The organism is Phaeobacter italicus (genome assembly GCF_001258055.1).
Lineage (GTDB): Bacteria > Pseudomonadota > Alphaproteobacteria > Rhodobacterales > Rhodobacteraceae > Phaeobacter > Phaeobacter italicus.
In genome coordinates this window covers 325,212-348,648 of record NZ_CVRM01000031.1, presented here as the reverse complement: position 1 = coordinate 348,648, position 23,437 = coordinate 325,212, and the positions used below count along the sequence as shown (strand labels likewise).

The following is a 23,437-nucleotide window of genomic DNA, read 5'->3' as shown; positions in this document are numbered from 1 at the left end:
ATCATAACCGCTGACTGACGCAAGGGCAGATTGCGAACCGTCAACAGGTCAGTAGAGATTGAAATACTCTGCCTGCTCCCACTCGCTTACGGTGTCGAGATAGCGGGCCCATTCGACCTCTTTGAGGTGCGAGATATAGTCGACCACATCCTGACCCAGCGCAGTTCTGAACAGGTCAGAGGCCCGAAACGCCTGCAGCGCCTGTCCCAAGGAACGCGGCAGTTTTTGCGCATCATCGGAATAAGGCGAAACCGTCGGCGCTGGTGCCTGACGCCCTGCCGCGATCCCCTCGCTGCCAGCGATGATCTGCGCCGCGAGCGCGAAATACGGATTGGCGGAACTGTCTGGCGCACGATTTTCGACACGGCTACCCTGATCGCCGGGCCGCATCAAAGCCCGCAGCATTGCGCCGCGGTTGTCCCGCCCCCATTGCACCCGATTGGGGGCCAGCTGGAACGGCAGATATCGCTTGTAGCTGTTGACGGTGGGCGCAACGAGCACCGACATCGCCTCTGCATGGGTGAGGAGCCCCGCCATCCAGCCACTTGCCTCGGGCGTCAGGGTCTCTGCGGTTTCCGGCATAAACAGATTGCGGCCACTGGTGGGAACGGTCAGGGATTGGTGAATATGCCAGCCGTTGGCCATTGCATGATCCTGGCGGGGCTTGGGCATGAAACTGGCGTGCAGCCCCTGCGCGGCACAGACCTCTTTGACCATTGTGCGAAACATCACCATCGCATCGGCCTGGGTCAACGGGTCGGCATGTTCGAACGTGAACTCGAACTGGCTTGGCCCCATCTCGATCTCGACCGTGCGCACCGGCAGACCGAGAGCCTGGGCATGGCGACGCAGCCTGTCCAAAATGGCTTCGGCCTCTCCATAGCGGGTTGCGGTCAGATATTGATACCCCTGGATCAGATTGCGTGTCTGGATCGGAACGCCGGGCATCCCGGATTGGCTGTGACCCAGCGAGGGGTCCAGCCGCTCGAAGATCTGGAACTCAACTTCGAGCCCGACAACCAGCTCCATCCCCTGTTCCGACAAAGTATCCATCGCCCGCGCAAGCACATGAGCCGAGCCAAACGGCACCGGTGCGCCGTCATGAAACGCGACATGGCAGAAGATCCAGGCAGAGTGCGGCGACCAGGGGAGGATCCGAAAACTCTCAGGCCGGGGCACCAACAGGACGTCACTTGCCCCCTGCATCGGGGTGACTTCGTCCTCCGGGTTTTCGCTCCAGACAGGAAAGGCGGTGCGATGTGCCGTGTCCTTTAACAGCAGCGTCGAAGGAACCGCGATCCCGCATTCGAACAGCCGCCTGAAGGCAGACGCCACGATTGTCTTGCCGCGCAGAATGCCATGCTGGTCGACGAACAGGACACGGATGGTTTCCAGCCGCGCCGCTGCGGCCTGCGCGATCACCGCCTCTGCCTGCTCACAGGCGGTGGCGCCCAGTAGACCCATGCGGGCCAAATCCCCTTTGGCAACCGTGCTGCTCATGTCTGCTCTCGTCCCTGCCTGCGGCGCGCAGCAGCATCCGGGCAGTTCGGCAGTTGGTCCTGCCGCAAGAGAGCCCATTCTGGCGCCTGATGATGACGGCGCCATGCGGGCGCTTGTTACACGTTGGTATAATTGAAGGGTTGAACAAAAAAGAGTTTAAGGTCCAGACCCTTATGTGAAACTTCGGTGAAAAAGTAACCCCCGATTGAACGATGATTAACATGCTATCCAATAACGCGTTTTCGGGAAAACCTGCAGCAACGTGGCGTCGTGACGCTGATGGCGCAAGGGGGTCGTCTAGCGGGTTGACGGCACACAGGTGGCGCACCAATGATCTGTCCCGAGACTATTTTGACGCAGGTTCATTCGCTGGCTGGACCCGCCCCGTTCGTTTTGAAAGACACCATGACTGACCAAGATCGCAATATTTCCTCGAGCTTTGCCAAAGGGCTGGCCGTGCTTGCGGTATTTGATGCCGCCACTCCGACACTGACACTGGCCGAGATTGCCCGGCGCACCGGACAAGATCGGGCAACGGCCCGGCGGGGTGCACTGACTTTGGTGCAGGCCGGCTACCTGCGCCAACAGGGCCGCGTTCTGTCGCTGACCCCGAAAGTGCTGGCGTTGTCGGGCGGGTTTCTTCAGGCCAATCACTTTGGCCGCAAGATCCAGCCAGTGCTGAACCGTCACGCCGCCAGTCTGGATGCCGAAATTACGTTGGCCACATTGGATCAGGGGCGCGTTCTTTTGCTCGCGCAATCCACCGTCGAACATGCGCCGATCACATATGGCTTTACCGCCGGTGCGCATATCCCGCTGGTCCATACCAGCCTGGGCCGGATGCTGATGGCCTGCCTGACGGTCGAGGACGCAGCAGAGGTTCTGGCCCACGCAGAAATCCCACGTCATACGGAACAGTCGCTGACCGAGCCTGCACAGATCCTGTCACGGGTCAGTCTCGCGCGGGAACGCGGCTATGCCGTGACGGACAGCGAATTTGAAACCGGAATTGTCGGCTATGCGGTGCCGGTTTCACGCCCCGGCCAGACCCCGATTGTGGTGGGCAGCTCCTCTCCGCGCGGCGTCACACCAGCGCAGGATACCGAACGGTCGCTGCGTGCGCTGCAAGTCTGTGCAGCCGAATTGCGTCAGAGCCAGGCACTCGCCGAGCTCTGAGAATGGGGCGATAGGTGCCCGTCGGCGCGCGTCGCACCCCATATTCAAAATTTCACGAAGAATGTTACCTGCTCTGCCCCCCTTGGACCCACCGAGGGGGCGGCGCATAACTGATCCATCGCATGAGGAAAGGATCACAAATGACCCCACCGCGTTACTACACCCCCAAGGGGGGGCATCCGGGGCAGGAGCAGCTCTTGACCGATCGGGCAATGTTCACCGATGCCTATGCGGTGATCCCTAAGGGTACCATGCGAGATATCACCACCTCGTTCCTGCCCGGCTGGGACGGCATGCGGATGTGGGTCATCGCCCGCCCGCTCAGCGGGTTTGCCGAAACCTTTTCGCAATATATCGTGGAGCTTCAGCCCGGCGGCGGATCCGACACCCCCGAGAGCGACGCAGGCGCGCAATCTGTGTTGTTTGTCACCGAGGGCCAGCTCACGCTGAGCATCGACGGCGACACGCATCAGCTGGAAGATGGCGGCTATGCCTATATCCCGGCGGGCGCGTCCTGGACTTTGCACAACCGCTCTGACACCGCCGCCGGTTTTCACTGGATCCGCAAACGGTGGGAAGCTGCGCCTGGTGTCAGCAAACCCGCCCCCCTGATCACCAATGAACGCGACGTGGCCCCAACTGCGATGCCGGGCACCGAAGGCCGATGGGCCACGACCCGCTTTGTAGATCCTGCAGATCTGTCCCATGACATGCATGTGACCATTGTCACCTTCGAGCCCGGCGGCGTCATCCCGTTTGCGGAAACCCACGTCATGGAGCACGGGCTCTTTGTGCTGGAGGGAAAGGCCGTTTACCGGCTCAACCAGGACTGGGTTGAAGTTGAAGCGGGTGATTTCATGTGGTTGCGCGCGTTTTGCCCGCAGGCCTGTTATGCGGGTGGACCCGGGCGGTTCCGCTATCTGCTTTACAAGGACGTCAATCGCCACATGCCGCTCAGCCCGCTGCGCTGAGCAGCGGGCGATGCGGTTGCGCTGTCGGTTTTCCCCTATGCAGCGCACCCAGGCATGGGCAAGCTGTGGTGAACGGGTCTAGTTCCGTGACCCACCCGAACCAGCCGAGGTGCCCCCATGTCCAACTGCCAGCAATCAACCCTCCGCCTCATGATTGCAGCGGGCCTGCTCGCTGCGATCATATCCCTGCCCGCCAGCCCGCTCGCCGCGGGGTCTGACCCAGCAGCGGGATTAACCTCCGTGACGGTCGAGGGCGCGATATGGCACGTCGGACCGGTCGTCGAAGACACGCCAGCACACGCCAAGGCGACCGAACGGCTGGGCGTAGATGCACCGATCTACATGGCCGTGCGCCAAAACCCCAAGCTTGAGGCGTTTCGCCGTCCCTCGCTGCTGAGCGCGAGACAAGCCGCGCGCGCCCTGCGAGGCGCAACCGGCTGCCGCGTTTATACAAATACGATGATGCGCACGATCAGCGGTGCGTATTTCGCGCGTCTCAGCTGCGACTGACACAAATCACGCGCGCCTTGCCCACCTGAAACACTGCACAGGCAATTGTGACCGAAACCACGACGCAATTGCCGCTGTTGCGGATTGAGCCCCATTGCCTGCCCTGTCATAGCTTGGGCATGAAAATAGCACTCAACGGATTCGGCCGCATCGGCCGCGCAATCTTGCGCCAGATCCTGACGACGCCACGCGGCGACGGGATCGAGGTGGTGCGCATCAATGACATCGCCCCCTTGGACATGTGTGCCTACCTGTTCCAATACGACAGCACCTTTGGCCCCTTTCCCGAAGACGTCCGTACCGAAGACGGCGCGCTTGTTGTTGCCGGGCGGCGTATTGCCTTTAGCCAGACCGCAGATCTGAGCACGCTGGACCTGACTGGCGTTGACGTGGTGTTGGAATGTACCGGTATTGCCCGCACCTCCGATGTTGCCGAGCGCGGGCTGTCGGCCGGCGCGCGCAAGGTGCTGATCTCCGGCCCCTCCCCCGCAGCTGAACGCACGGTGGTTCTGGGCGCAAATGAAGACGAGCTTGGAGACGCCCGCATCATCTCCAACGCGTCCTGCACCACAAACGGATTGGCCCCACTGGTCAAGCTGGTCGACCAGCTTGTCGGGATCGACAGCGGTCACATGACCACGATCCACTGCTACACCAACTCCCAGCCGATGGTCGACGCACCGCGCGGGGATTTCGCACGCTCACGCGCTGGGGCGCTGTCGATGGTGCCAACCACCACCTCCGCCATGCATCTCATTGATGAGGTCATGCCGCATCTGGCCGGGCGTATCAGCGGCGCTGCCGTGCGTGTCCCCACCGCCAGCGTTTCTGCCGTCGATCTGGTCGTTCGGACCAAAACCCCGCTTGCAGAAGATTTCGCCGATACGGCCCTGCGCGCGGCTGTTGATGTCTCGCCCGTTCTGGGATGGACGGATCACCCGCTGGTGTCCTCTGATCTGCGCGCGCGCCCTGAATCGCTGATCTTGGCAGGGCCAGAGAGCCGCAGCGTCGCTGACCACCAGCTGCGGCTGTTTGGCTGGTATGACAACGAATGGGGCTTTTCCGCGCGCATGATCGACATGGCGCGCCTGATGGCTGGGTGAAAGACCCGCCACAAACATAGCAAAGGGCCGCGCCATCCCTGACGCGGCCCTTTTTTGCTCTGAAAGTCGCTGCTCTGTCGATCAACGGCCAGGTAGGCTGCCACGCCCCTGACCCGACAGGCCGCCAGAGACCTCTTCCGTTGCCTCACTCGCCAGCTCTTGCGGCAGAACCAAATTCAGCACGATTGCAATTAGCGCCGCCGGCAACAGGCCCGATGTCATCAGAACCCGCAGCGTATCTGGCAGATACTGCACCGCGCCAGGCTCTAGCTGCAGGCCAAGTCCGACCGAAAGCGAAATCGCAAAGATCACCATATTGCGACGGTTCCAGTCCACATCGGACAGCATGGAAATGCCTGCAGCCACGACCATGCCGAACATGACGATCACGCCACCGCCCAGCACCTCGATCGGAATGGTGCGGATAATCGCCCCCACCTTAGGCACCAGCCCGCAGAGGATCAGGAAGAGCGCGCCAATTGTCACGACGTGGCGGCTCATCACGCCGGTCATCGCGATCAGGCCCACATTCTGACTGAAAGACGTGTTCGGCAAACCGCCAAAGATCCCCGCCACGGCAGAGCCAAGACCATCAGCATAGGTTGCCCCGGCAATTTCTTCGTCGGTTGCTTCGCGCCCGGCGCCACCCCGCGCGATGCCGCTGACATCGCCCACGGTTTCGACGGCCGACACAAAGGCCATCAGGCAGAACCCCAGAATGGCCGCAAAGGAGAACTCCAGCCCATATTTGAACGGCACCGGCAGGGCAAAACTCGCGGCACGCGACCAGCTGGTACCGATTGCCTCGACCGTGACCATTCCCATCAACATCGCATAGGCGTACCCCACGATCAGCCCCATCAGAACAGCCGAAACCGACAGCATCCCGCGGGCAAAAAACTTCAGCCCCAAGGTGACGACGATCACAACAAGTGCGGCGGACCAGTTAAGAAGCGAGCCATATTCCGGTGTCCCAATCGCCGGCACACCTCCGGCGGCATATTGGATGCCCACCTTGACCAGGGCGAGACCGATCATCGTGACAACCAGACCGGTGACAAGCGGTGGCAGAGCAAAACGAATACGCCCAATCACCAGCCCCAGCGCTGCGTGAAAGACGCCGCCGACCAGAACACCGCCGTAGAGCGCTGCCAGCGCATCAACCCCCTTGCCCGCCACCAGCGGGATCATGATGGGCAGAAACGCAAAACTGGTGCCCTGCACAATCGGCAGGGCAGCCCCAACCGGACCGATTGTCAGCGTCTGCATCAGGGTCGCCACCCCTGCAAACAGCATCGACATCTGGATCAGATACAACAGCTCTGGAAAATCGGGCGAGTTCGATCCAAAGCCAAACCCCGCAGCGCCCGCAACAATGATTGCTGGCGTGACGTTTGACACGAACATCGCCAATACGTGCTGAATTCCCAGCGGTACGGCCTTGCCCAGTGGTGGCGTGTAGTTCGGATCTTTCAACTGATCCGGCGTTCCAATCGACCCGTCGGCCATGGTTTGTCCCTCTCTGTTTGATTTTTTTCTATTGGTCTTTCTTTGGTCTTTGGTGCGGCAGCCTCGTTTTCTGGACTGCCTTCAGTAAATGAAAACGGCGCAGCCCCTGCAGGGATGCGCCGCTTGATGCGTTTCAGGGTCGAACCACTTGAAAAGCAGTTTCAAACCAGTGTTCTTCGAGATTGGCGCCGTCCCCTATGCGATCAACAACGGCAAAAAGCCCGGGCGCATGAAGCGGCGTCAGCACACCGTGCCAAGTACCCCGATGAAAGTTGATCGCCTGCCCCGGTGCCGTTTCAAATGCCAGCGGCTGCCCCGGCTTTCCCGCATCGTCCGGCGCCACAATCACCAGAAAGCCATGTTCGCTCATGGGGATGAAGGCCTGACTGCCCTCTGGGTGGCGCTCTACCATTTCAAGCGACAACGGCAGATGACGCGGCTCGGCACGAAACAGGCTGATGCCTGCGCGCCCGTCGGCAAAATCCATCTGCGCGCGGTCATGGAACCGACCGCACAGGCCCTGATTGATGATTTTGTCAGCAGCGCCGGAACAGTCGATCAGATCTCCAAACGGCGCAAAGGCCGCTGCGATCATCGGCTGGATTACGATTGTCTGCATGACGCCCCCTGCACGCTGGAAACCGGCCACCGATCCAATTGCTTCATGGCAGCAGATCCATCAGACGAAACTCTGCGATGCGCTCTACCTGCCTGCAAGCCTCGTCAAATTCTGTCGCACGGTCATTCTCGATGCGCTGAACAAACGCCTGCAAAATAGACGCCTTATCGTGATCACGCACCGCAATGATAAAGGGAAAGCCGTGTTTTTCGACATAGGCCGCGTTGAGCTCACTAAAGCGGGCGCGCTCCGCGTCGGTCAGCGCATCCAGCCCGGCAGAGGCCTGCTCTGACGTGCTTTCTGCTGTCAGGCGCTTGGCCGCCGCCAGTTTCCCCGCAAGATCGGGGTGAGCGCGCAAAACGCCCAGACGCTCGTCTTCGCTGGCAGAACGGAACATCCGGCACAGGGCATTATGCAGCCCCGCTGCACGGTCATGGGCTGGTCCCAGTTCGAGATCAAAGGCGCGTTCCGCGATCCAGGGAGAGTGTTCAAAGATACCGCCGTATGCGGCGACAAATTCGTCTCTCGCCATCTTGCTGGGCCGGTCCCGGCGCTGGTGGGGGTGGGTCGCTGCCCAATGTTCTGCAATATCAATGCGGCGCGGGCACCACACGTCAGAGAAACCGCTGATGTAGTCGAGAAACCGCTTCAGCCCTGCTGCTTTGCCCGGACGGCCAATCAGACGGCAGTGCAACCCGATGGACATCATCTTGGGGGCCCCGGCCTCTCCCTCGGTATAGAGCAGATCAAAAGCATCCTTGAGATACTGATAAAACTGCTCTCCGGTGATGTAGCCCGGCGCGGTTGCGAACCGCATATCGTTTGCCTCAAGCGTGTAGGGGATAATCAGCTGGTCGCGATCGCCAAATTCCATCCAATGCGGCAGATCATCGTCATAGGTATCAGAGACGTAGTCGAAACCGCCCTCTTCGGCCACCAACCGCACCGTGTTCTCGCTGCAGCGTCCCGTGTACCAGCCACGCGGCCGTTCACCCACGACCTCGGTATGGAGCCGAACGGCCTCTGCAATCGCCGCGCGCTCATCTGGCTCGGGCATGTCCTTGTGCTCGACCCACTTCAACCCGTGAGAGGCAATTTCCCAGCCCGCAGATTTCATCGCGGCCACCTGTTCGGGAGAGCGGGCCAACGCCGTCGCAACACCATAGATGGTGACCGGGATCCCCGCAGCCGTAAACATCCGGTGCAGGCGCCAAAAACCGGCACGCGCGCCGTAATCGTAGATCGATTCCATGTTCCAATGACGCTGCCCCGGCCAGGGTGCTGCACCGGCAATATCTGACAGGAACGCCTCAGATCCCGCATCCCCATGCAGGATATTGTTCTCGCCGCCCTCTTCGTAGTTCAGCACAAATTGCACCGCGACCTTGGCCCCACCAGGCCAGGCGGCATCCGGCGGTGTCGCGCCATAGCCGATCATGTTGCGGGGGTATCTGTTCATGGAAAGGACGCCTCTTTTCAAACGGTATCAGGACATTACTATGGCAGAAGATCACAGCCATTTTTCAAATTTTCCCGAATACACTATCAGAACACGCATGTTTGCAGCGCCTCGGCGCATCAGGCAGATGCAAAGGGCCCAGCAGGAGGACACTGACGATGAGCACCCAATCAGACGCCGGCTATCTGACCACCCATGTTCTGGATACTTCACGGGGTTGCCCTGCTGCGGGTCTGCAGATCCGCCTGTACCGTCTCGATGAACGCGGCCGGACCGAACTGGCGCGGATGCTGACCAATGCCGATGGCCGCACCGACAGCCCCATCTTGCCGAAGAAGGATTTTGTGACCGGAACCTATGAGCTGGTATTCGAAGCCGGAGAATACCTGCGCGCCAGCGGTCAGGCATCGGGGGAACTTTTGTTCCTTGATGAAGTCCCGATCCGCTTTGGCATCACCGACGGCAGTGCCCACTATCATGTGCCGCTGCTGCTGTCGCCCTTTGGCTATTCAACGTATCGCGGCAGCTGATCCACGGGTTGGGCGAGATCAGTCTGCCCCCGCAGCACCAGACTGGCGCAACACCTCGCTGAGTTGTGCAATCATGTATTCCATGAACAGCCGGGTTTTCGGATCCTGGTGGCGGCGATGGGTGTAAAGACAGGCCAGTTGAACCGGCACAGGTGGGGTTTGGGTGGCGACGGGAACTAGCCGCCCAGAGGTCAGATGATCGGCAACCTCAAACTCCGGCTTGAGGATGATCCCCTCACCCGCCAGCGCCCAATCGGTCAGCACATCGCCATCATCGCATTCGTACCGCCCGCTGACGGCAAAGCGTCGTGGGCCATCCGCTGTCTGCAAGAGCCATTGGAATTCACTTGCTCCCGGATAGCGCAGATTCAGGCAGTCATGGCCATCCCGCAACAAGGCGCTGCCGTCCTGGGGCATTCCGCGACGCGCAATGTAGTCGGGTGCTGCACACAGCACACGCGGACAATCCGCGATCTTGCGGATGCGCAGATTGCTGTCCTCCGGCTGGCCGAGGAAAAAGGCCAGATCCAATCCTTCGCTCGTCAGGTCGACGGCTCGGTCTGACAGGCGCAGGCGCAGGTTGATTTCGGGATATCTGTCCAGGAACTCTGGCACTTGCGGAGCCAAAAGGCGACGCCCCAACCCGAGAGGTGCAGCCACAAACAACGTCCCGCGCGGGGTTTCGGTCAGATGCATGACCTTTGCCTCGGCCTCATCCACCGCATCCAGCACCGCAACGGCCCCATCGTAAAAGGCGCGCCCCTGTTCGGTTGCAGTCAGGTTGCGCGTGGTGCGCTGGAACAGGCGCACGCCAAGATATTCCTCAAGCTGGGAAATTCTGGCCGAGGTCACCGCCGGCGATACCCGCAGATCCCGCCCAGCCGCAGACATGGACCCCAGTTCGTAGACGCGAACAAATGTGCGGATGTTATCGAGATAAGACATGACGCGACCTGCGATTGTTCCAGTTTTTTTGATACAGTTTGGCAGTATATGGGAATACCGAAGAAACACGGGTTTGCCTAGGGTGACGGAACTGCCCTGCCCTCATTCCGCCTAGCCAAAGGCGAGACTGCGCGGGCAGGCCTCATAGCGCAATGCCAAGGATACGAAGGACAAAGACGCAATGTTTGAGCTGTTGATGATGTGGGATTGGCTAGGATTTGCCATCCGCTGGCTGCATGTGATCACCGCGATCGCCTGGATCGGCTCGTCTTTCTATTTCATCGCGCTGGATCTTGGACTGCGCAAGGCACCAGATCTTCCGCCCGGAGCCCACGGCGAGGAATGGCAGGTGCACGGTGGTGGGTTTTATCACATCCGCAAATACCTCGTCGCTCCGGCAGAGATGCCGGATCATCTGACCTGGTTCAAATGGGAAAGCTATTCGACCTGGCTGTCCGGCTTTGCCCTGCTGATGGTCGTCTATTGGGTCGGCGGCGAATTGTATCTGATCGACCAATCCAAAGCGGATCTGGCGCTTTGGCAGGGGATCCTCATCTCGGCGGCGACGCTGTCGATTGGATGGCTGGTCTATGACCGTCTATGCAAATCCGGCCTGGCCGAACGCCCGACGCTGTTGATGGTGCTGCTGTTCGTGATGCTGGTTGCGATGGGCTGGGGGCTGAACCAGGTCTTTACCGGGCGGGCCATGATGCTGCACCTTGGTGCCTTTACCGCGACCATCATGACAGCGAATGTGTTTTTCATCATCATGCCGAACCAGCGCATCGTGGTGAAAGACCTGCAGGAAGGCCGCACCCCCGATGCCAAATACGGCAAGATCGCCAAACTGCGCTCCACCCACAACAACTACCTGACACTTCCCGTCGTGTTCCTGATGCTGTCCAACCACTACCCGCTGGCCTTTGCGAGCGAATACAACTGGGTGATCGCGGCACTTGTGTTTCTGATGGGGGTTACGATCCGGCACTATTTCAACACCCGTCATGCCCGCGCGGGCAATCCGACCTGGACATGGCTTGCAACAGCACTTCTGTTTCTGGGGGTGATCATCCTGTCCTCCCTTGGGCTGGAACATGAAGGCGACGAAGCATTCGAAGAGGCCACGTTGAGCGGCACCGCTCTCGTCATGGCCAACGCCGAGGGTTTCGAGGACGTCCATGAAATCGTCCTCGGCCGCTGCAGCATGTGCCATGCCCGCGAGCCATTCTGGGACGGCATCCGCACCGCCCCAAAAGGCGTTTTGCTGGAAACCGAAGCCGATGTCGCGAGCCGGGCGAATGAAATCTATCTGCAAGCGGGTGTGACCCATGCCATGCCACCGGCCAATATCACCTATATGGAACCCGAAGACCGCGCCGCAATTCGGGCCTGGTTTCGCGCCGCTCAGATGTAGGCACGGACCCGCAAACACCTGCAGTCTCAAGTTATTGTCGTTTTACCGAACCCGGGCCCTATGTTAGCTGTGTTCCTGCCCGGTCGCAGCTGACACAGCGTCACCGCTTCGGCAGGGAAAGGCCATTTCTGCACCCTGCCCGGAGCACCCATGTCACTTTATCGAGTTCAGCGGCGCCGCACCCTTCAATCGCCGAAACATCTCTGGTCCGGTGGGGCCATCGCTCCCCGTCAGGGCTGGGTTCGTACTCTGTGCTCGCTCGCTGTTGCGGCGCTGCTCCTTTGTGGCGGCGCGGGCAAGGCGCTTGCGGTTGAGGCCCGGCTGGATGCGCCGGGTTCGGACGGGGATCTGCGCGACCGGCTGCGCGCCGCCTCTGCCACCCTGTCTGCAAGCGCACGCGGCGAAACCGGGGTTCAGCCGCTTCTCGCAGCGGCTCTCTCTGATTACCGGACCCTGGTGCAGGTGCTTTACGATCAGGGTTATTTTTCTCCCGTCGTGCAGATCCGCATGGATGGTCGCGAGGCAGCCTCCATCCAGCTGCTGAACCCGCCAAGATCCATTGATCAAATTGCCATAACCGTGCGCCCTGGTCGCCAGTTCACTTTTGGGCGGGCAGAGATCGCGCCACTGCCCTCACCGCAGGAAGTGGACATCCCGGAGGCGTTCGCGTCAGGCCGCACCGCAACCACCGCCGTACTGCGCGATGCCGCCAACGCCGGAGTAGAGAACTGGCGTTATGCAGGCCACCCGCAGGCAGATGTCGGTGGGCAGTTGATTACGGCAAATCACGTCGAAGCGCGGCTGAACGCCAGCCTGCGCCTTGCCCCCGGCCCCCGCCTGCGCTTTGGCCAGCTGAAACTCGCCTCGGCCTCTGCGGTGCGCCCCGATGCGATCCAACGCATTGCAGGCTTTCCAACCGGCGAAGTGTTCCACCCTGATCTTTTGTCGCAATCTGCCACTCGGTTGCGCCGCACCGGTAGTTTCGCATCCGTCACCATCCGCCCAGAAGAGCGCGCCAATCCAGATGGCACGCTGGACTATGTCGCAACGATTGAAGACCTGCCCCCACGCAGGCTGACCTTTGGTGCCGAAATCAGCTCGTCTGATGGGTTGGAAGTCAGCGGCACCTGGACCCACCGCAATCTCTTTGGCGGGGCCGAGCGGCTGCGGTTTGAAACGCGTCTTTCCGGCATTGGCAGCGCCAATGATCTGGACGGACGAATTGCGGTTCGGCTGGACCGCCCTGCGGCATTCGGGCCCGACGACAGCCAGTTCTATCTGCTTGAGGCCGAAAAGCTGGATGAAGAGCATTACACCGCCACCCAGGGCTATGGTGCCTTTGGTGTGCGTCGCGTCTATTCCGACAAGCTGTTTGGCGAAGCAGCGCTCGGTTTTGCCAGCACGCTTGCAGAAGACGTGTATGGCAAACGGCGGTTCAAGTTCCTTCTGGGCCGGGTGCGGGTGGAATATGACGGCCGTGACAGCAGTCTGAGCGCCACAAGCGGCTATTACCTGGATGCACGCGTCCTGCCCTTTGTCGGCGTGGACGGAACAAAGTCTGGGGTCCAGCTGCGTTTCGATGGGCGTGCCTATCGGTCTCTTGGCGGTTCTGACAGGATTGTGCTGGCCGGCCGGATGCAGCTTGGTTCCGTCATTGGCCCCAGCGTGTCCGAGGTCTCTCCGACACTTCTGTTTTATTCTGGTGGTGCGGGATCCGTGCGCGGACAGGAATTCCAGTCGCTCGGCGTTCCTGCCGCTGGCGGTATTTCCGGCGGCCGCGGATATCTCGCGCTGTCCGGTGAGATCCGCGCAAGGGTTGCAGAGAAGATCACGCTTGTCGGGTTTTACGACGTGGGGTTTGTCGACAGCGAGAGTTTCGTGTCGTCAGATTCCGCCAGACACGCAGGGGCCGGGGTTGGCTTGCGTTACGACGTGACCGGCATTGGCGCAATCCGACTGGATCTGGCCTATCCGGTCAACGGTGACACGGAAGATGGGCTGCAATTCTACATTGGCATAGGACAGGCATTTTGACCCGCATTCCCGCATATCTGCGCCCGGCCTCCGTGCTCGCCCCCGTGTTGCTGAGCACAAGCCTGATCGGTTCAGCCCCTGTGGCCATAGCCCAGGAGAGCGAGAGCTCTGGCGGGCTCCTTGTCGATTTTCTTGAGGATACGCTGTCAGGGGAAAGCCGGGCAATCCGCGTCACGGGTCTTGAGGGCGCGCTTTCTTCCCGTGCAACATTGGACAAGCTGACAGTGGCAGACGCCGATGGCGTTTGGCTCACCATCGAAGGAGCAGAGCTGGATTGGAACCGCCTGGCGTTGCTGCGCGGGAACTTCTCCGTCAACGCGCTCAAGGCGGATCGCATCCACATCGAACGTGCACCCACAACGCCGCTGGAAGACCCGGATCTGCCTGCACCCGAAGCCACTCCTTTTCAGCTCCCCGAACTGCCGGTTGCCATCAAGATCGGCGAGCTTTCGGTGGCAGAGCTGACGCTTGGAGAACAGCTCGCCGGGGTGGCCGCGGTTCTGGATGTGGATGGCACGCTGACGCTTGCCGATGGTGCACTGGACAGCCAGCTGACCATTACCCGATTGGACCGCGCAAGCGATACGCTCGATCTCCGCGCAGGGTTTGCCAACGCCACGGGCAACATCACGCTGGACATGACCCTGCACGAAGATAATGGCGGCCTGGTATCTAGCACGCTGAACTTGCCGGGGGGGCCGGATATTGATCTGGTCCTGACCGGCAAGGGCCCCGTGTCCGATTTCAATGCGGATCTTGTGCTCAAGACAGATGGCAGCGAACGTCTGACAGGTCAGGTTGTACTGGCCGCAGCAGGAGAGCCCCCCTCGGAGGGAGAAATCGACGCCCGCCCGATCGAGTTCTCTGCGGATCTGACCGGCGACATCACCGAACTGGTTGAACCTGTCTACCAACCTTTCTTTGGCCCCGACATGCAGGCACGGTTGCGCGGCCAGACCAAAGCTGCGGGTGGCCTTGTTATCGACAACCTGCTGCTCAGCACCCAGGCCCTGAACGTCAGCGGCGGCGTTGAAATGGCGGCTGGCGGTATGCTGCAACAGGCGGACATTCGCGCCGATATTACGCCGCCCAACGATCAGATTGCTGTCGTTCTTCCCGTATCTGGCGGATCGACCACCGTTTCTGCCCTGTCACTGCACGCCCGCAAACCCGAAGGTCGGGAGTGGGTGATTGCTGCGCAGGCCGACCGCTTCAGCACGCCGGACGTTTCGCTTGCTTCGGCAGAACTGCAAATGACAGGCACATTGGATCAAAGCCCGGCCTTTGCATTGGACGGGCAGATCACCGCCTCGCTGAACGGTCTTGCCCTCACCGACCCGGCTTTGGCGCGTGCTATTGGCGACAGCCTGCACTTTGAGGGGCGGGTCACAACTGATGGCCCTGGGGCAGTCCGCATCACCAGCATGGATTTGTCCGGAACAGACTATCAGGCCAGTGGCGATCTGACGCTTGAAGGATTGGAAAGCGGCCTTCGGGTTGCTGCCGATTTGCGGGCAGGATTGCAGGATATTTCGCGCCTCTCCGATCTGAGCGGTCAATCCCTGTCAGGGCGCGTCACGGCAACCGTTTCCGGCTCTGCCACCCCTCTTTCTGGTGCTTTTGACGTCGACCTTTCCGTGCTGGGGCAGGATCTGTCTTCCGGTCTCGCTCCGGTCGATGACCTGATCGGTGGCACCAGCACAATCGCCTTGCAGGCGGGTCGCGACGAAAACGGACTGCGGATCGACCATTTCGATCTCGCGGCCAAAGCCCTGGCAGCCAACGCCCAGGGAACCCTTGGCAGCACCAGCGGGCAACTGACCTTGGGCGCCACGCTAAAGGAGCTGGAGAAGATCCTTCCGCAGGCCCCCGGCGCGCTGGAGTTTTCAGCGGATATCACGCGTGATCACGACATCTTTTCCGGGGTCGCACAACTCCGCGGCCCACGGTCGTCGCTGGCAACGCTATCGGGCGATGTAAACCTCAATGGTGATAGCAACCTGACAGTTGATGCGGCAATCAACGCATTGGAACGCTTTATCCCGACGCTCGCTGGCTCTCTTGAGGTCAAGGGCACCGGCGCGCGCAGGGCTGGCGTCTGGACCTTTGACGGCAACGCTGATGGCCCTGCGGGGTTGTCAGCGCAGCTTGAGGGCCGGGTGAGCGAGGACAAGGGCGACGCTGACATTTCGTTTGACGCCCTGGTCGCGCAGGTTCAGCGGTTTGTGCCCGAGCTGGCAGGCCAACTGACGGCAACCGGCACCGCCGAGAGACGCGCAGGGGTCTGGACCATCGACAGTCGCGCCGAAGGCCCGGCCGGCGTGACCAGCACAGTGCGCGGCACCTGGGACGAAGTCGCCGGAACCGCAGATATCGATGCAAACGGTCAGCTACGGCTGGAAGGGATCAACCCGTTTATCGCGCCAAACCTGTTGCGCGGGGCGGCGCAGTTCGACCTGGCACTGAACGGCCCCCCGGGTCTTGGCGCGCTCAGTGGTCAAATCAGAACCAGTGATGCCTCACTTGCTATTCCTGCTGCAGCCCAACGGATAGACGGCATCAACAGCACTGTCTCGATCGCAAACTCGCGCGCAAGCATCACCCTGAGTGCGCGCCCCCGTGACGGCGGCCAGCTGCAGATTTCCGGCCCCATTGGCCTGACGGCCCCGTTTGACGCCGGTCTGAATATCTCCCTGTCTGACGTGGTGCTGAGCGACAAGCTGTCCTACGACACACGGCTGTCCGGCGCTCTCTCCCTGCAAGGCGGGCTAATCGGCACCAATAGGCTGTCTGGTCGCATCAATGTGGGGGAAACCAACATCAACCTCGCCACCGCCGGCGGCTCTGTCACCGCAGCCCCCATTCCCGAGATCCGCCATGTTTCTGAACCCAAGGCTGTCCGCACCACCCGCGCGCGTGCAGGCCTGCTGAACAGCGGCAACAATGCAAGCGGTGGCAGCGGTCGGACGCTGCTAGATGTGATGATCAGCGCTCCAAACCGGATATTTGCGCGTGGCAGGGGCGTACGCGCCGAACTGGGGGGCCAGATCCACCTGCGCGGCAGCACCGCCAACTTGGCACCGGCAGGCCAGATCAGCCTTATTCGGGGCACCTTTGACATTCTGGGCCGTCGGCTCGCGCTGGACGAGGGGCAAATCACCCTGCAAGGAGATCTGCGCCCATATCTGTTGCTGCGCTCCTCTGCCACCACCTCGGAAGGCACCGCGACGCTTGAAATCTCAGGTCTGATCGACAGCCCGCAAATCAAGGTGACTTCTGACCCTGAACGGCCAAGCGAGGAAGCACTGGCGCTCTTGCTGTTTGGCGACAACATCCAAGATCTGTCGCCACTCGCGCTTGCCCGTTTGGCAGGCTCTGTCGCCCGCCTCAGCGGTCAAAGCAGCGGAGTCGAAGGCGCACTGAGGGACGAAACTGGCGCCAGCAACGTCGAAGTCGGGCTCGACAACCTCGGATCCGGCCTGCTGGATATCGGCGGCTATATCTCTGACAACGTCTACACCGACTTCAACGTCAACACCCGCGGCGAAAGCGAGCTGAGCATCAACCTCGATGTCAGCAAGAGCGTCACCGTCACCGGCAAGGTTGATGGCGAAGGTGAAACCGGGTTTGGCCTGTTCTTCAAGCGGGACTACTAAACCCGGGGGCATTCCCGCAGGTCACAAAAAATCCCGGTGGATGCCACCGGGATAATTCACCCCAAGCCGAAGCGGACAGATCACTCTGCGGATTTGGCGGTCTCGATTGCAAAACGGGCCGCACCGCTGACCCCGGCGGCATCATCTGTGATCACCCAAAGTGGTGTGGTTTCGCAGCGCGCCTGAACACCTGTTGCCGGCTGCAGGAACTGCTCCAGAAACACGTCGCGCGCAGCGGTTCCCAGAATGCCGCGCGCAACACTTCCTGCAAAGAAAATCCCCATGCCGGGCATGTAGGTCGGCACCAGTTCCCGCGCGAACTGCCCCAGCAGCTTTGCCCAGGTGATGACGGTTTGTGCCTCTGGGCTGTTTTCGTCTTCTAGGAAACGTGCCACGATCTGCGCGCCGCCTTCGGGTGCGGTGCCATGCATTGCCTGGTGATAGCGCACCAGCCCCCGACCAGAGAACAGATCTTCGTTGGTCGCGAACCCAGCGGCCCGGTCATCGCCCAGGATGTTCCTCAGCAGGTCAGCCACGGGCGCTGCGAGGCTCGCATGGCCCATCTCAGCCTCAGCCGTGTTGCCATCCGCAGTAAGGGCAACGTTGAAGCCCGTTCCAATCCCCGCAACCAACGCCTGATTGCCCCGCTGGTGCCCTGCCCGCAGCGACGACAACTGGCCCGGAATAAGCGCAGGCACTGAATGGCCAAGCGCGGCAAGATCATTGATCACATCAACGCGCCCGCCCTCACCCAGGTTCAGCTGTTTTGCCAGGTCATCTGCCGTGCCGTGCCAGTCGCGGTTCGTCAGACGGTATTCATTGCCGTAAACAGGGCCGGCAACTGCAATGCAGGCGCCAGCCAGGGGCGGCAGATCAGGCTGTGCACAATAGGCGGCAAGCACATCATCAAGGCTCGCGAAACTGTCGTTGGCAAAGCTCTGCAGGGCGGTCACACCAATTTCAGGCCCGGCAAGGGCCAGCCGGGTATTGCTGCCACCCACATCGCCAACCAGCACTGTCACGTCCGAGCTCATATGCTCTGCCTTTCGAATGTACGAATTTTGCGAGACAGTGCAGTATTCGGCGGTTAAATGCAATTGGACGCAGGGCAAAAGTTTTAGCGCTAACATAAAAAATGTAGCGTGAGACTGCGGACCAACTGCTAAACCGAAGAAAGCAACAGATCGACGTACCGCGACCAACAACAGGAGAGACAGATTTGAGCGGCAACAAGGACATCGCAGGCCACCCCGATTCCGACGCCATGCAAGTGCCCGGCCTGGCGGCGCGGGCGGTTGATCGGCTCGGGGGTATTCTGCAGCGCCATGTCCGGGCCCGGATTGACCAGCTCAGATTTGACCGCTCGCTGCGCCATCTCTCCGGCCCCGTTGACCCGCAAGGAATGGCAGACGATGTCACCGTGGTCGCCCTCGTACGGGATGGAGCCTATTATCTGGATGTCTTTCTTGACCACTACCGCAGCCTTGGCGTGCGCCACTTTGTGTTCTGCGACACGGGATCAACAGATCAAACCCTGTCACGGCTAGCCGCTGAACCGGATGCAAGCGTCCTGCAATCCACCCTTCCTTGGGGGCGGTTCGAGAACCTCTTTCGCGGGCATGCCGCGACCCGGTTCAGTCGCGGACGTTGGTGCCTTTTTGCCGACATGGATGAAATCCTCGACTTCGACGGCCGCTCCGAGCGCGGGCTGCGTGGGCTGACGGGGTACCTGGAGCGGTACGGCTACACTGCGATGATGGCGCAGATGCTGGAGATGTTCCCCCGATGCGCGCTGCGCGACACTGCAGACCTGACCTACGCCGAGGCACAGGATGAGTTCTGCCACTACGATCTCACGGCAGTGCGCAGTTTGGCCTATCGTGATCGTGCAACTGGGCTTTCCGATCTCTTGCGCCTCAACACAGTGCCGGATACCGCCGCCCCCCGGTTTCAGTTTGGCGGCATCCGCGCCAGCGCCTTTGGTGAAAACTGCTGCCTGAGCAAGCACCCGCTGGTCAAGGTCGTGCAGGGCGTCGCGCCTGCGGTGCATCCACATCTGTCGACGGGTGTCAGAGTGGCAGACGCCATGGCCGTGCTGAAGCATTACAAATTTGCAAATGACCCGATCGGCCGCGATCAGGCGAGCCTTGCGAGCAAGTCCATTGGCCACGGAGAGGACGCATTGCGCCTGGCCGGTTTTGATGCCCGACCAGACCTTTCCTTGTGGTCTGAACACGCCGAGGTCTACGACGGACCCGCTGCCCTGCGGGCTGCGGGCTTTTTGCAGGTGTCCGCGCGTTTCGTGGAGGAGATGTCGAATTGACCACCGATCCCGACCTGCCGGTCAAGGCTGCCCCCCATATCGATGCGGTCGTCATTGGCCGAAATGAGGGCACGCGACTGATTGCCTGCCTGACCAGTTTGCGAGGTCAGGTGCGGCGCCTGATCTATGTTGATAGCGGCTCTACCGATGGTTCAGTTGAAGCCGCCCGCGATCTCGGGGCCGAAGTGGTCAGTCTGGATATGTCGCAGAAGTTCACCGCCGCCCGCGCCCGCAACGCGGGTCTGGCCCATCTCGATGGCGACAGCACATACGTGCAATTGGTAGATGGTGACTGCGAGATTGTGCCGGGCTGGATCGACGCTGCGGTCACCAAGTTGGAGAGCGACCCAAAACTCGCCGTGGTCTGCGGGCGTCGGCGCGAACGCCATCCAGAGGCTTCGGTCTACAACCGGCTTTGTGATCATGAATGGGACACGCCTGTGGGCCCGGCAAAGGCCTGCGGGGGGGATGCAATGATGCGGCTTTCAGCCCTGCGCGAAGTCGGCGGTTATCGGAATGATCTGATTGCCGGGGAAGAGCCGGAACTCTGCCTGAGTCTGTCGCGCGCCGGATGGGGGATTTGGCGTCATGAAGCGGAAATGACGTTGCATGATGCGCAGATGATGCGGTTTGGCCAGTGGTGGCAGCGCAGTCGGCGTGCCGGATTTGCCTTTGCCGAAGGGGCCGCTCTGCATGGCAACGCGCCTGAGCGGCACTGGGTGCGCGAAACCCGCCGCGCGTTGATCTGGGGCGCTGGATTGCCTCTTGCCGCGCTGGCCCTGTCCGTGGCCTGCACCGCTTGGGCGGCAGTGCTGTTGCTCGCGTATCCTGCGCAGATCATCCGGCTGTCCCGCCAGATGGGACTGCAGCGGGCGTGGTTTTCTGTCATCGGTAAATTTGCCGAAGCCCAAGGCGCACTGGAATATCACTGGCTGCGGATGCGCGGCCGATCCCGTGGTCTTTTGGAATATAAGTAGCGCGTCTAAGGATGACGCAGTCTCAGCGCGTGCAGCAGCTGACCGGGCAGGATCGCAAGGCATTTCAGATATCTCGGGCCTAGCCGACGCGGGCTCCAGAGCCAACGCCACGCCCATTCCAGCGCAAGATCCCGCACCAGTTTTGGTGCGCGCTTCTGGTGCCCGCCCAGAAAATCCAACCCGGCCCCGACAGAGGCAAATCCCACCTCGGGCGAAAGGGCACGACCGCGCGCGGCCATCGCCTCTTGCTTTGGGGCTCCCAGCGCCAGAAAACAAAGACCGATCTTCCGACGGGCGAGCTCTTGCAGGATGTCGGCAGCTTCATCGCTGGCAGGATCAAACACACCCGAGGGCGCATGACACCAGTTGACCTCCAGCCCCGGCACTTCAGCTTTCAGCGCCTCGGCAGCGTCGCGAAGGGCAACATCTGTGCTACCCACGAATGCGACCGGCACCCCGGCCCGAGCGGCCCACTGGCACAATGGTACCACCATGTCAGACCCCGGCATGAGCGACACGGGCCGCTGCGCGAGCCGTGACAGCCAGACGATCGGTCGACCATCTGCCACCACGAAATCCTGCGCGGCATAGGCTTTCAGAAAAGAGTCCGAGGCCTTCATCTTGACCAGATGATCGAGATTCACCGTGGCAAGAGCAAACCCGCGGCGCGTCTGGAAATGGCCCATGACCGCCTGCTCCAACCGGGTGCGGTCAGCGATATTGACGTCAATCCGAACGTCCTTGAAATCAAAATACACGACCTTGCCCCATTTTCTGCCCCAGAGCCTGCATCCGACACGTCCTCGATCACACGGACACCACATCCGAGCAAGAGTTTACCTCTATAGACGAATGCGCGCGACAGATGCGGGAACTATGGTTAAACTTAACGATTGAAACGGCCAGATTGCGCCAGAACTGAGCCCATACCGAGACCATTCGGCCCAGCGCCTGTTAGGTCGGACAAGACGAGGCCACAAAGACGAGCAATGCCCAATGCGCTGGCATATCTGATGCTGATCGCCTGGCCGGCGGTTGCTTTTGGCTTGTTTCAACGGCTGTCGCTTCAGCACGCCATTTTGTGGACAATCATCGGTGGCTATCTGTTCCTGCCCCCGATCGCCGTATTCGACCTGCCGTTGGTTCCGGACATGGACAAGGATTCCATCCCGTCTGTCGTGGCCTTTGTCATCTGCGTCTACCTATTGGGCAAAAAGGTCGAAATCTGGCCCCGCCAGCCCATCATGCGTGCGCTCGTCGCGTTGTTTCTCGGCTCTGTCATCGCGACAGTATTGACCAATGGGGATCCGATCATTTTCCGGGTTCTCGAGGATGCGGCGCCTATCGTCTTCCCGACCTACGCTCTGCCCGAACTCCGCTGGCGGGATCTGGGGTCGGTGATGATCAACCAGTTGATTTTCCTGCTGCCTTTCTTTCTTGGCCGCCGCTATCTATCAAGCGAGGCCCAACAGAAAACGCTTGTGATGACGCTGATGGTGGCTGGGTTGGTGTATTCCATCCCCTCACTGTTCGAAGTCCGTTTCAGCCCGCAGCTGAACACCTGGATCTACGGTTTTTTCCAGCATGACTTCAGCCAGACCATCCGCCAAGGTGGTTTCCGACCCATCGTGTTCCTGCCTCACAGTCTGTGGCTGGCACTGTTCGTCCTGATGACCCTTTTGTCGGCCACCGCTCTGGCCCGGGCGGCCGATGGGCCAGACAAACGTCGCTTTGCCTTGGCTGCTGTCTACCTTTTCGGTGTTTTGATCCTGTGCAAGAGCATTGCATCCCTGGTTTACGGCCTGATTTTCACACCCTTTGTCGCGATGGCCTCTTATCGTTGGCAGATGCGGCTCGCGCTGACGCTGGGCATCATAGCGATCGTCTACCCGATGTTGCGCAATTTTGGTGTGGTGCCCGTTGATGCCATTCTCGCCAAGGCTCAGGCCTTCAGCCCCGAACGGGCGCAGTCGCTCGGCTTTCGTTTCACCAACGAAGGCCTGATGCTTGATCGTGCAGCAGAAAAGCCGTGGTTTGGATGGGGCGGCTGGGGCCGCAATCTGGTACGGCACAGCGAAACAGGCGAAATCGTCTCAATTCCTGACGGGCGTTGGATCCTGGTCTTTGGCACCTACGGCTGGGTGGGCTACATCGCGGAAATGGGGCTCTTGGCTGGCCCACTTGTGCTGCTCTGGAGCGAGATCCGCAAACGCGCGCCTGCCGATGTGTCTCCATATGCGGCGCCGCTGGCCCTGATGCTGGCAGCCACCCTGGTGGATATGCTCTTGAACGCCACGCTGACACCGGTGACCTGGCTGTGTGCGGGATCTGTGCTCGGCTACGCAGAACGATTGCGATACCCCGGCCTGTTCGAGCCGAAGCGCGCGTTGTTCGAGGGCCAGCAGGCAATGGCCCAACAAGGGGTGACAAACAAGCCCCGCAGCGTGATCTGACTCCTCGGCTGCGGCGCCTTAAACTCTTCGTTTTTTTGGCGCAATTGGACACATTTCGTCCCTAACGTTACCGTATAATTTAGGCACGGTGCGCTATGCGCTCGGGGTGGATGTCGGCAAGGGGGCTGACGTGCGTACGCTCTGTTCACATGTTGGGGACCAATTTGTGCCACCATTGCTGGATCTCTGCAGAGGTCTGGCCTGTGTTGTTGATTGGTAGCGAACCTGCCGCGACCGGCACGCCGGATCGGGGCACAT

Annotated in this window: 18 protein-coding genes; 11 read left to right on the top strand and 7 right to left on the bottom strand. The window is 60.8% G+C overall.

What is annotated here, in order from left to right; all coding sequences use genetic code 11:
- Nucleotides 1-48 precede the first annotated feature (48 nt).
- Nucleotides 49-1,500: a glutamine synthetase family protein gene (locus NIT7645_RS12910; protein WP_037302554.1), complete on the bottom strand. Its 1,452-nt coding sequence runs from the start codon at nt 1,498-1,500 to the stop codon at nt 49-51.
- Between the two features lie 405 nt (nt 1,501-1,905).
- Between NIT7645_RS12910 and NIT7645_RS12905 the strand changes: the two genes are divergently transcribed.
- The 4 genes from NIT7645_RS12905 to NIT7645_RS12890 all read left to right on the top strand — a co-directional run bounded on the left by NIT7645_RS12905 (nt 1,906) and on the right by NIT7645_RS12890 (nt 5,260).
- A complete protein-coding gene (locus tag NIT7645_RS12905; RefSeq protein WP_046210901.1) occupies nt 1,906-2,676 on the top strand; it encodes an IclR family transcriptional regulator domain-containing protein in 771 nt (256 codons plus the stop codon).
- A 140-nt stretch (nt 2,677-2,816) separates the two neighbouring features.
- Nucleotides 2,817-3,647, top strand: coding sequence for a bifunctional allantoicase/(S)-ureidoglycine aminohydrolase (locus NIT7645_RS12900; protein ID WP_008562201.1), 831 nt, complete (start codon nt 2,817-2,819; stop codon nt 3,645-3,647).
- A gap of 117 nt (nt 3,648-3,764) precedes the next feature.
- On the top strand, nt 3,765-4,157 hold the full coding sequence (locus NIT7645_RS12895; RefSeq protein ID WP_050687228.1) for a hypothetical protein: 393 nt from the start codon (nt 3,765-3,767) through the stop codon (nt 4,155-4,157).
- Between the two features lie 119 nt (nt 4,158-4,276).
- Nucleotides 4,277-5,260 (top strand): type I glyceraldehyde-3-phosphate dehydrogenase, encoded by a 984-nt coding sequence (locus NIT7645_RS12890; RefSeq protein ID WP_173644462.1) that lies wholly within the window; start codon nt 4,277-4,279, stop codon nt 5,258-5,260.
- An 81-nt stretch (nt 5,261-5,341) separates the two neighbouring features.
- Here the strand turns inward: NIT7645_RS12890 and NIT7645_RS12885 are convergent, their stop codons facing one another.
- The 3 genes from NIT7645_RS12885 to puuE all read right to left on the bottom strand — a co-directional run bounded on the left by NIT7645_RS12885 (nt 5,342) and on the right by puuE (nt 8,847).
- Entirely contained in the window at nt 5,342-6,769 is a 1,428-nt protein-coding gene (locus NIT7645_RS12885; protein WP_008562663.1) for a uracil-xanthine permease family protein, read from the bottom strand.
- Nucleotides 6,770-6,902: 133 nt separating this feature from the next.
- Nucleotides 6,903-7,388, bottom strand: coding sequence for an ureidoglycolate lyase (locus NIT7645_RS12880; protein ID WP_008561464.1), 486 nt, complete (start codon nt 7,386-7,388; stop codon nt 6,903-6,905).
- 43 nt (nt 7,389-7,431) lie between these two features.
- Nucleotides 7,432-8,847: an allantoinase PuuE gene (gene puuE / locus NIT7645_RS12875; RefSeq protein ID WP_008562455.1), complete on the bottom strand. Its 1,416-nt coding sequence runs from the start codon at nt 8,845-8,847 to the stop codon at nt 7,432-7,434.
- Between the two features lie 158 nt (nt 8,848-9,005).
- Between puuE and uraH the strand changes: the two genes are divergently transcribed.
- Nucleotides 9,006-9,377, top strand: coding sequence for a hydroxyisourate hydrolase (uraH, locus tag NIT7645_RS12870; protein ID WP_008559496.1), 372 nt, complete (start codon nt 9,006-9,008; stop codon nt 9,375-9,377).
- Nucleotides 9,378-9,395: 18 nt separating this feature from the next.
- On the opposite strand, the gene NIT7645_RS12865 is transcribed toward uraH, so the two are convergent.
- A complete protein-coding gene (locus tag NIT7645_RS12865) occupies nt 9,396-10,322 on the bottom strand; it encodes a LysR family transcriptional regulator (RefSeq protein WP_008560531.1) in 927 nt (308 codons plus the stop codon).
- A 181-nt stretch (nt 10,323-10,503) separates the two neighbouring features.
- Between NIT7645_RS12865 and NIT7645_RS12860 the strand changes: the two genes are divergently transcribed.
- From NIT7645_RS12860 to NIT7645_RS12850, 3 genes are all read left to right on the top strand, one after another.
- A complete protein-coding gene (locus NIT7645_RS12860) occupies nt 10,504-11,736 on the top strand; it encodes a urate hydroxylase PuuD (protein WP_008560209.1) in 1,233 nt (410 codons plus the stop codon).
- Between the two features lie 150 nt (nt 11,737-11,886).
- Entirely contained in the window at nt 11,887-13,770 is a 1,884-nt protein-coding gene (locus tag NIT7645_RS12855; protein ID WP_008561303.1) for an autotransporter assembly complex protein TamA, read from the top strand.
- A complete protein-coding gene (locus NIT7645_RS12850) occupies nt 13,767-17,426 on the top strand; it encodes a translocation/assembly module TamB domain-containing protein (RefSeq protein ID WP_082204884.1) in 3,660 nt (1,219 codons plus the stop codon). The genes NIT7645_RS12855 and NIT7645_RS12850 overlap by 4 nt, the downstream gene beginning before the upstream one ends.
- An 80-nt stretch (nt 17,427-17,506) precedes the next feature.
- On the opposite strand, the gene NIT7645_RS12845 is transcribed toward NIT7645_RS12850, so the two are convergent.
- The gene (locus tag NIT7645_RS12845) at nt 17,507-18,460 is read right to left on the bottom strand and encodes a glucokinase (protein WP_008563009.1); all 954 of its coding nucleotides are present in this window, start codon (nt 18,458-18,460) and stop codon (nt 17,507-17,509) included.
- A gap of 185 nt (nt 18,461-18,645) precedes the next feature.
- On the opposite strand from NIT7645_RS12845, the gene NIT7645_RS12840 reads away from it, so the two are divergent.
- Both NIT7645_RS12840 and NIT7645_RS12835 read left to right on the top strand, forming a co-directional pair.
- Nucleotides 18,646-19,749, top strand: a complete 1,104-nt coding sequence (locus NIT7645_RS12840; protein WP_008562661.1) for a glycosyltransferase family 2 protein — start codon at nt 18,646-18,648, stop codon at nt 19,747-19,749.
- Entirely contained in the window at nt 19,746-20,726 is a 981-nt protein-coding gene (locus tag NIT7645_RS12835) for a glycosyltransferase family 2 protein (RefSeq protein WP_050687224.1), read from the top strand. The genes NIT7645_RS12840 and NIT7645_RS12835 overlap by 4 nt, the downstream gene beginning before the upstream one ends.
- Before the next feature lie 5 nt (nt 20,727-20,731).
- Here the strand turns inward: NIT7645_RS12835 and NIT7645_RS12830 are convergent, their stop codons facing one another.
- A complete protein-coding gene (locus tag NIT7645_RS12830; RefSeq protein WP_008561990.1) occupies nt 20,732-21,484 on the bottom strand; it encodes a WecB/TagA/CpsF family glycosyltransferase in 753 nt (250 codons plus the stop codon).
- Nucleotides 21,485-21,715: 231 nt separating this feature from the next.
- Here NIT7645_RS12830 and NIT7645_RS12825 point away from each other — a divergent pair, with 231 nt between their 5' ends.
- On the top strand, nt 21,716-23,179 hold the full coding sequence (locus NIT7645_RS12825) for an O-antigen ligase family protein (protein ID WP_008559333.1): 1,464 nt from the start codon (nt 21,716-21,718) through the stop codon (nt 23,177-23,179).
- The last annotated feature ends 258 nt before the right edge of the window (nt 23,180-23,437 follow it).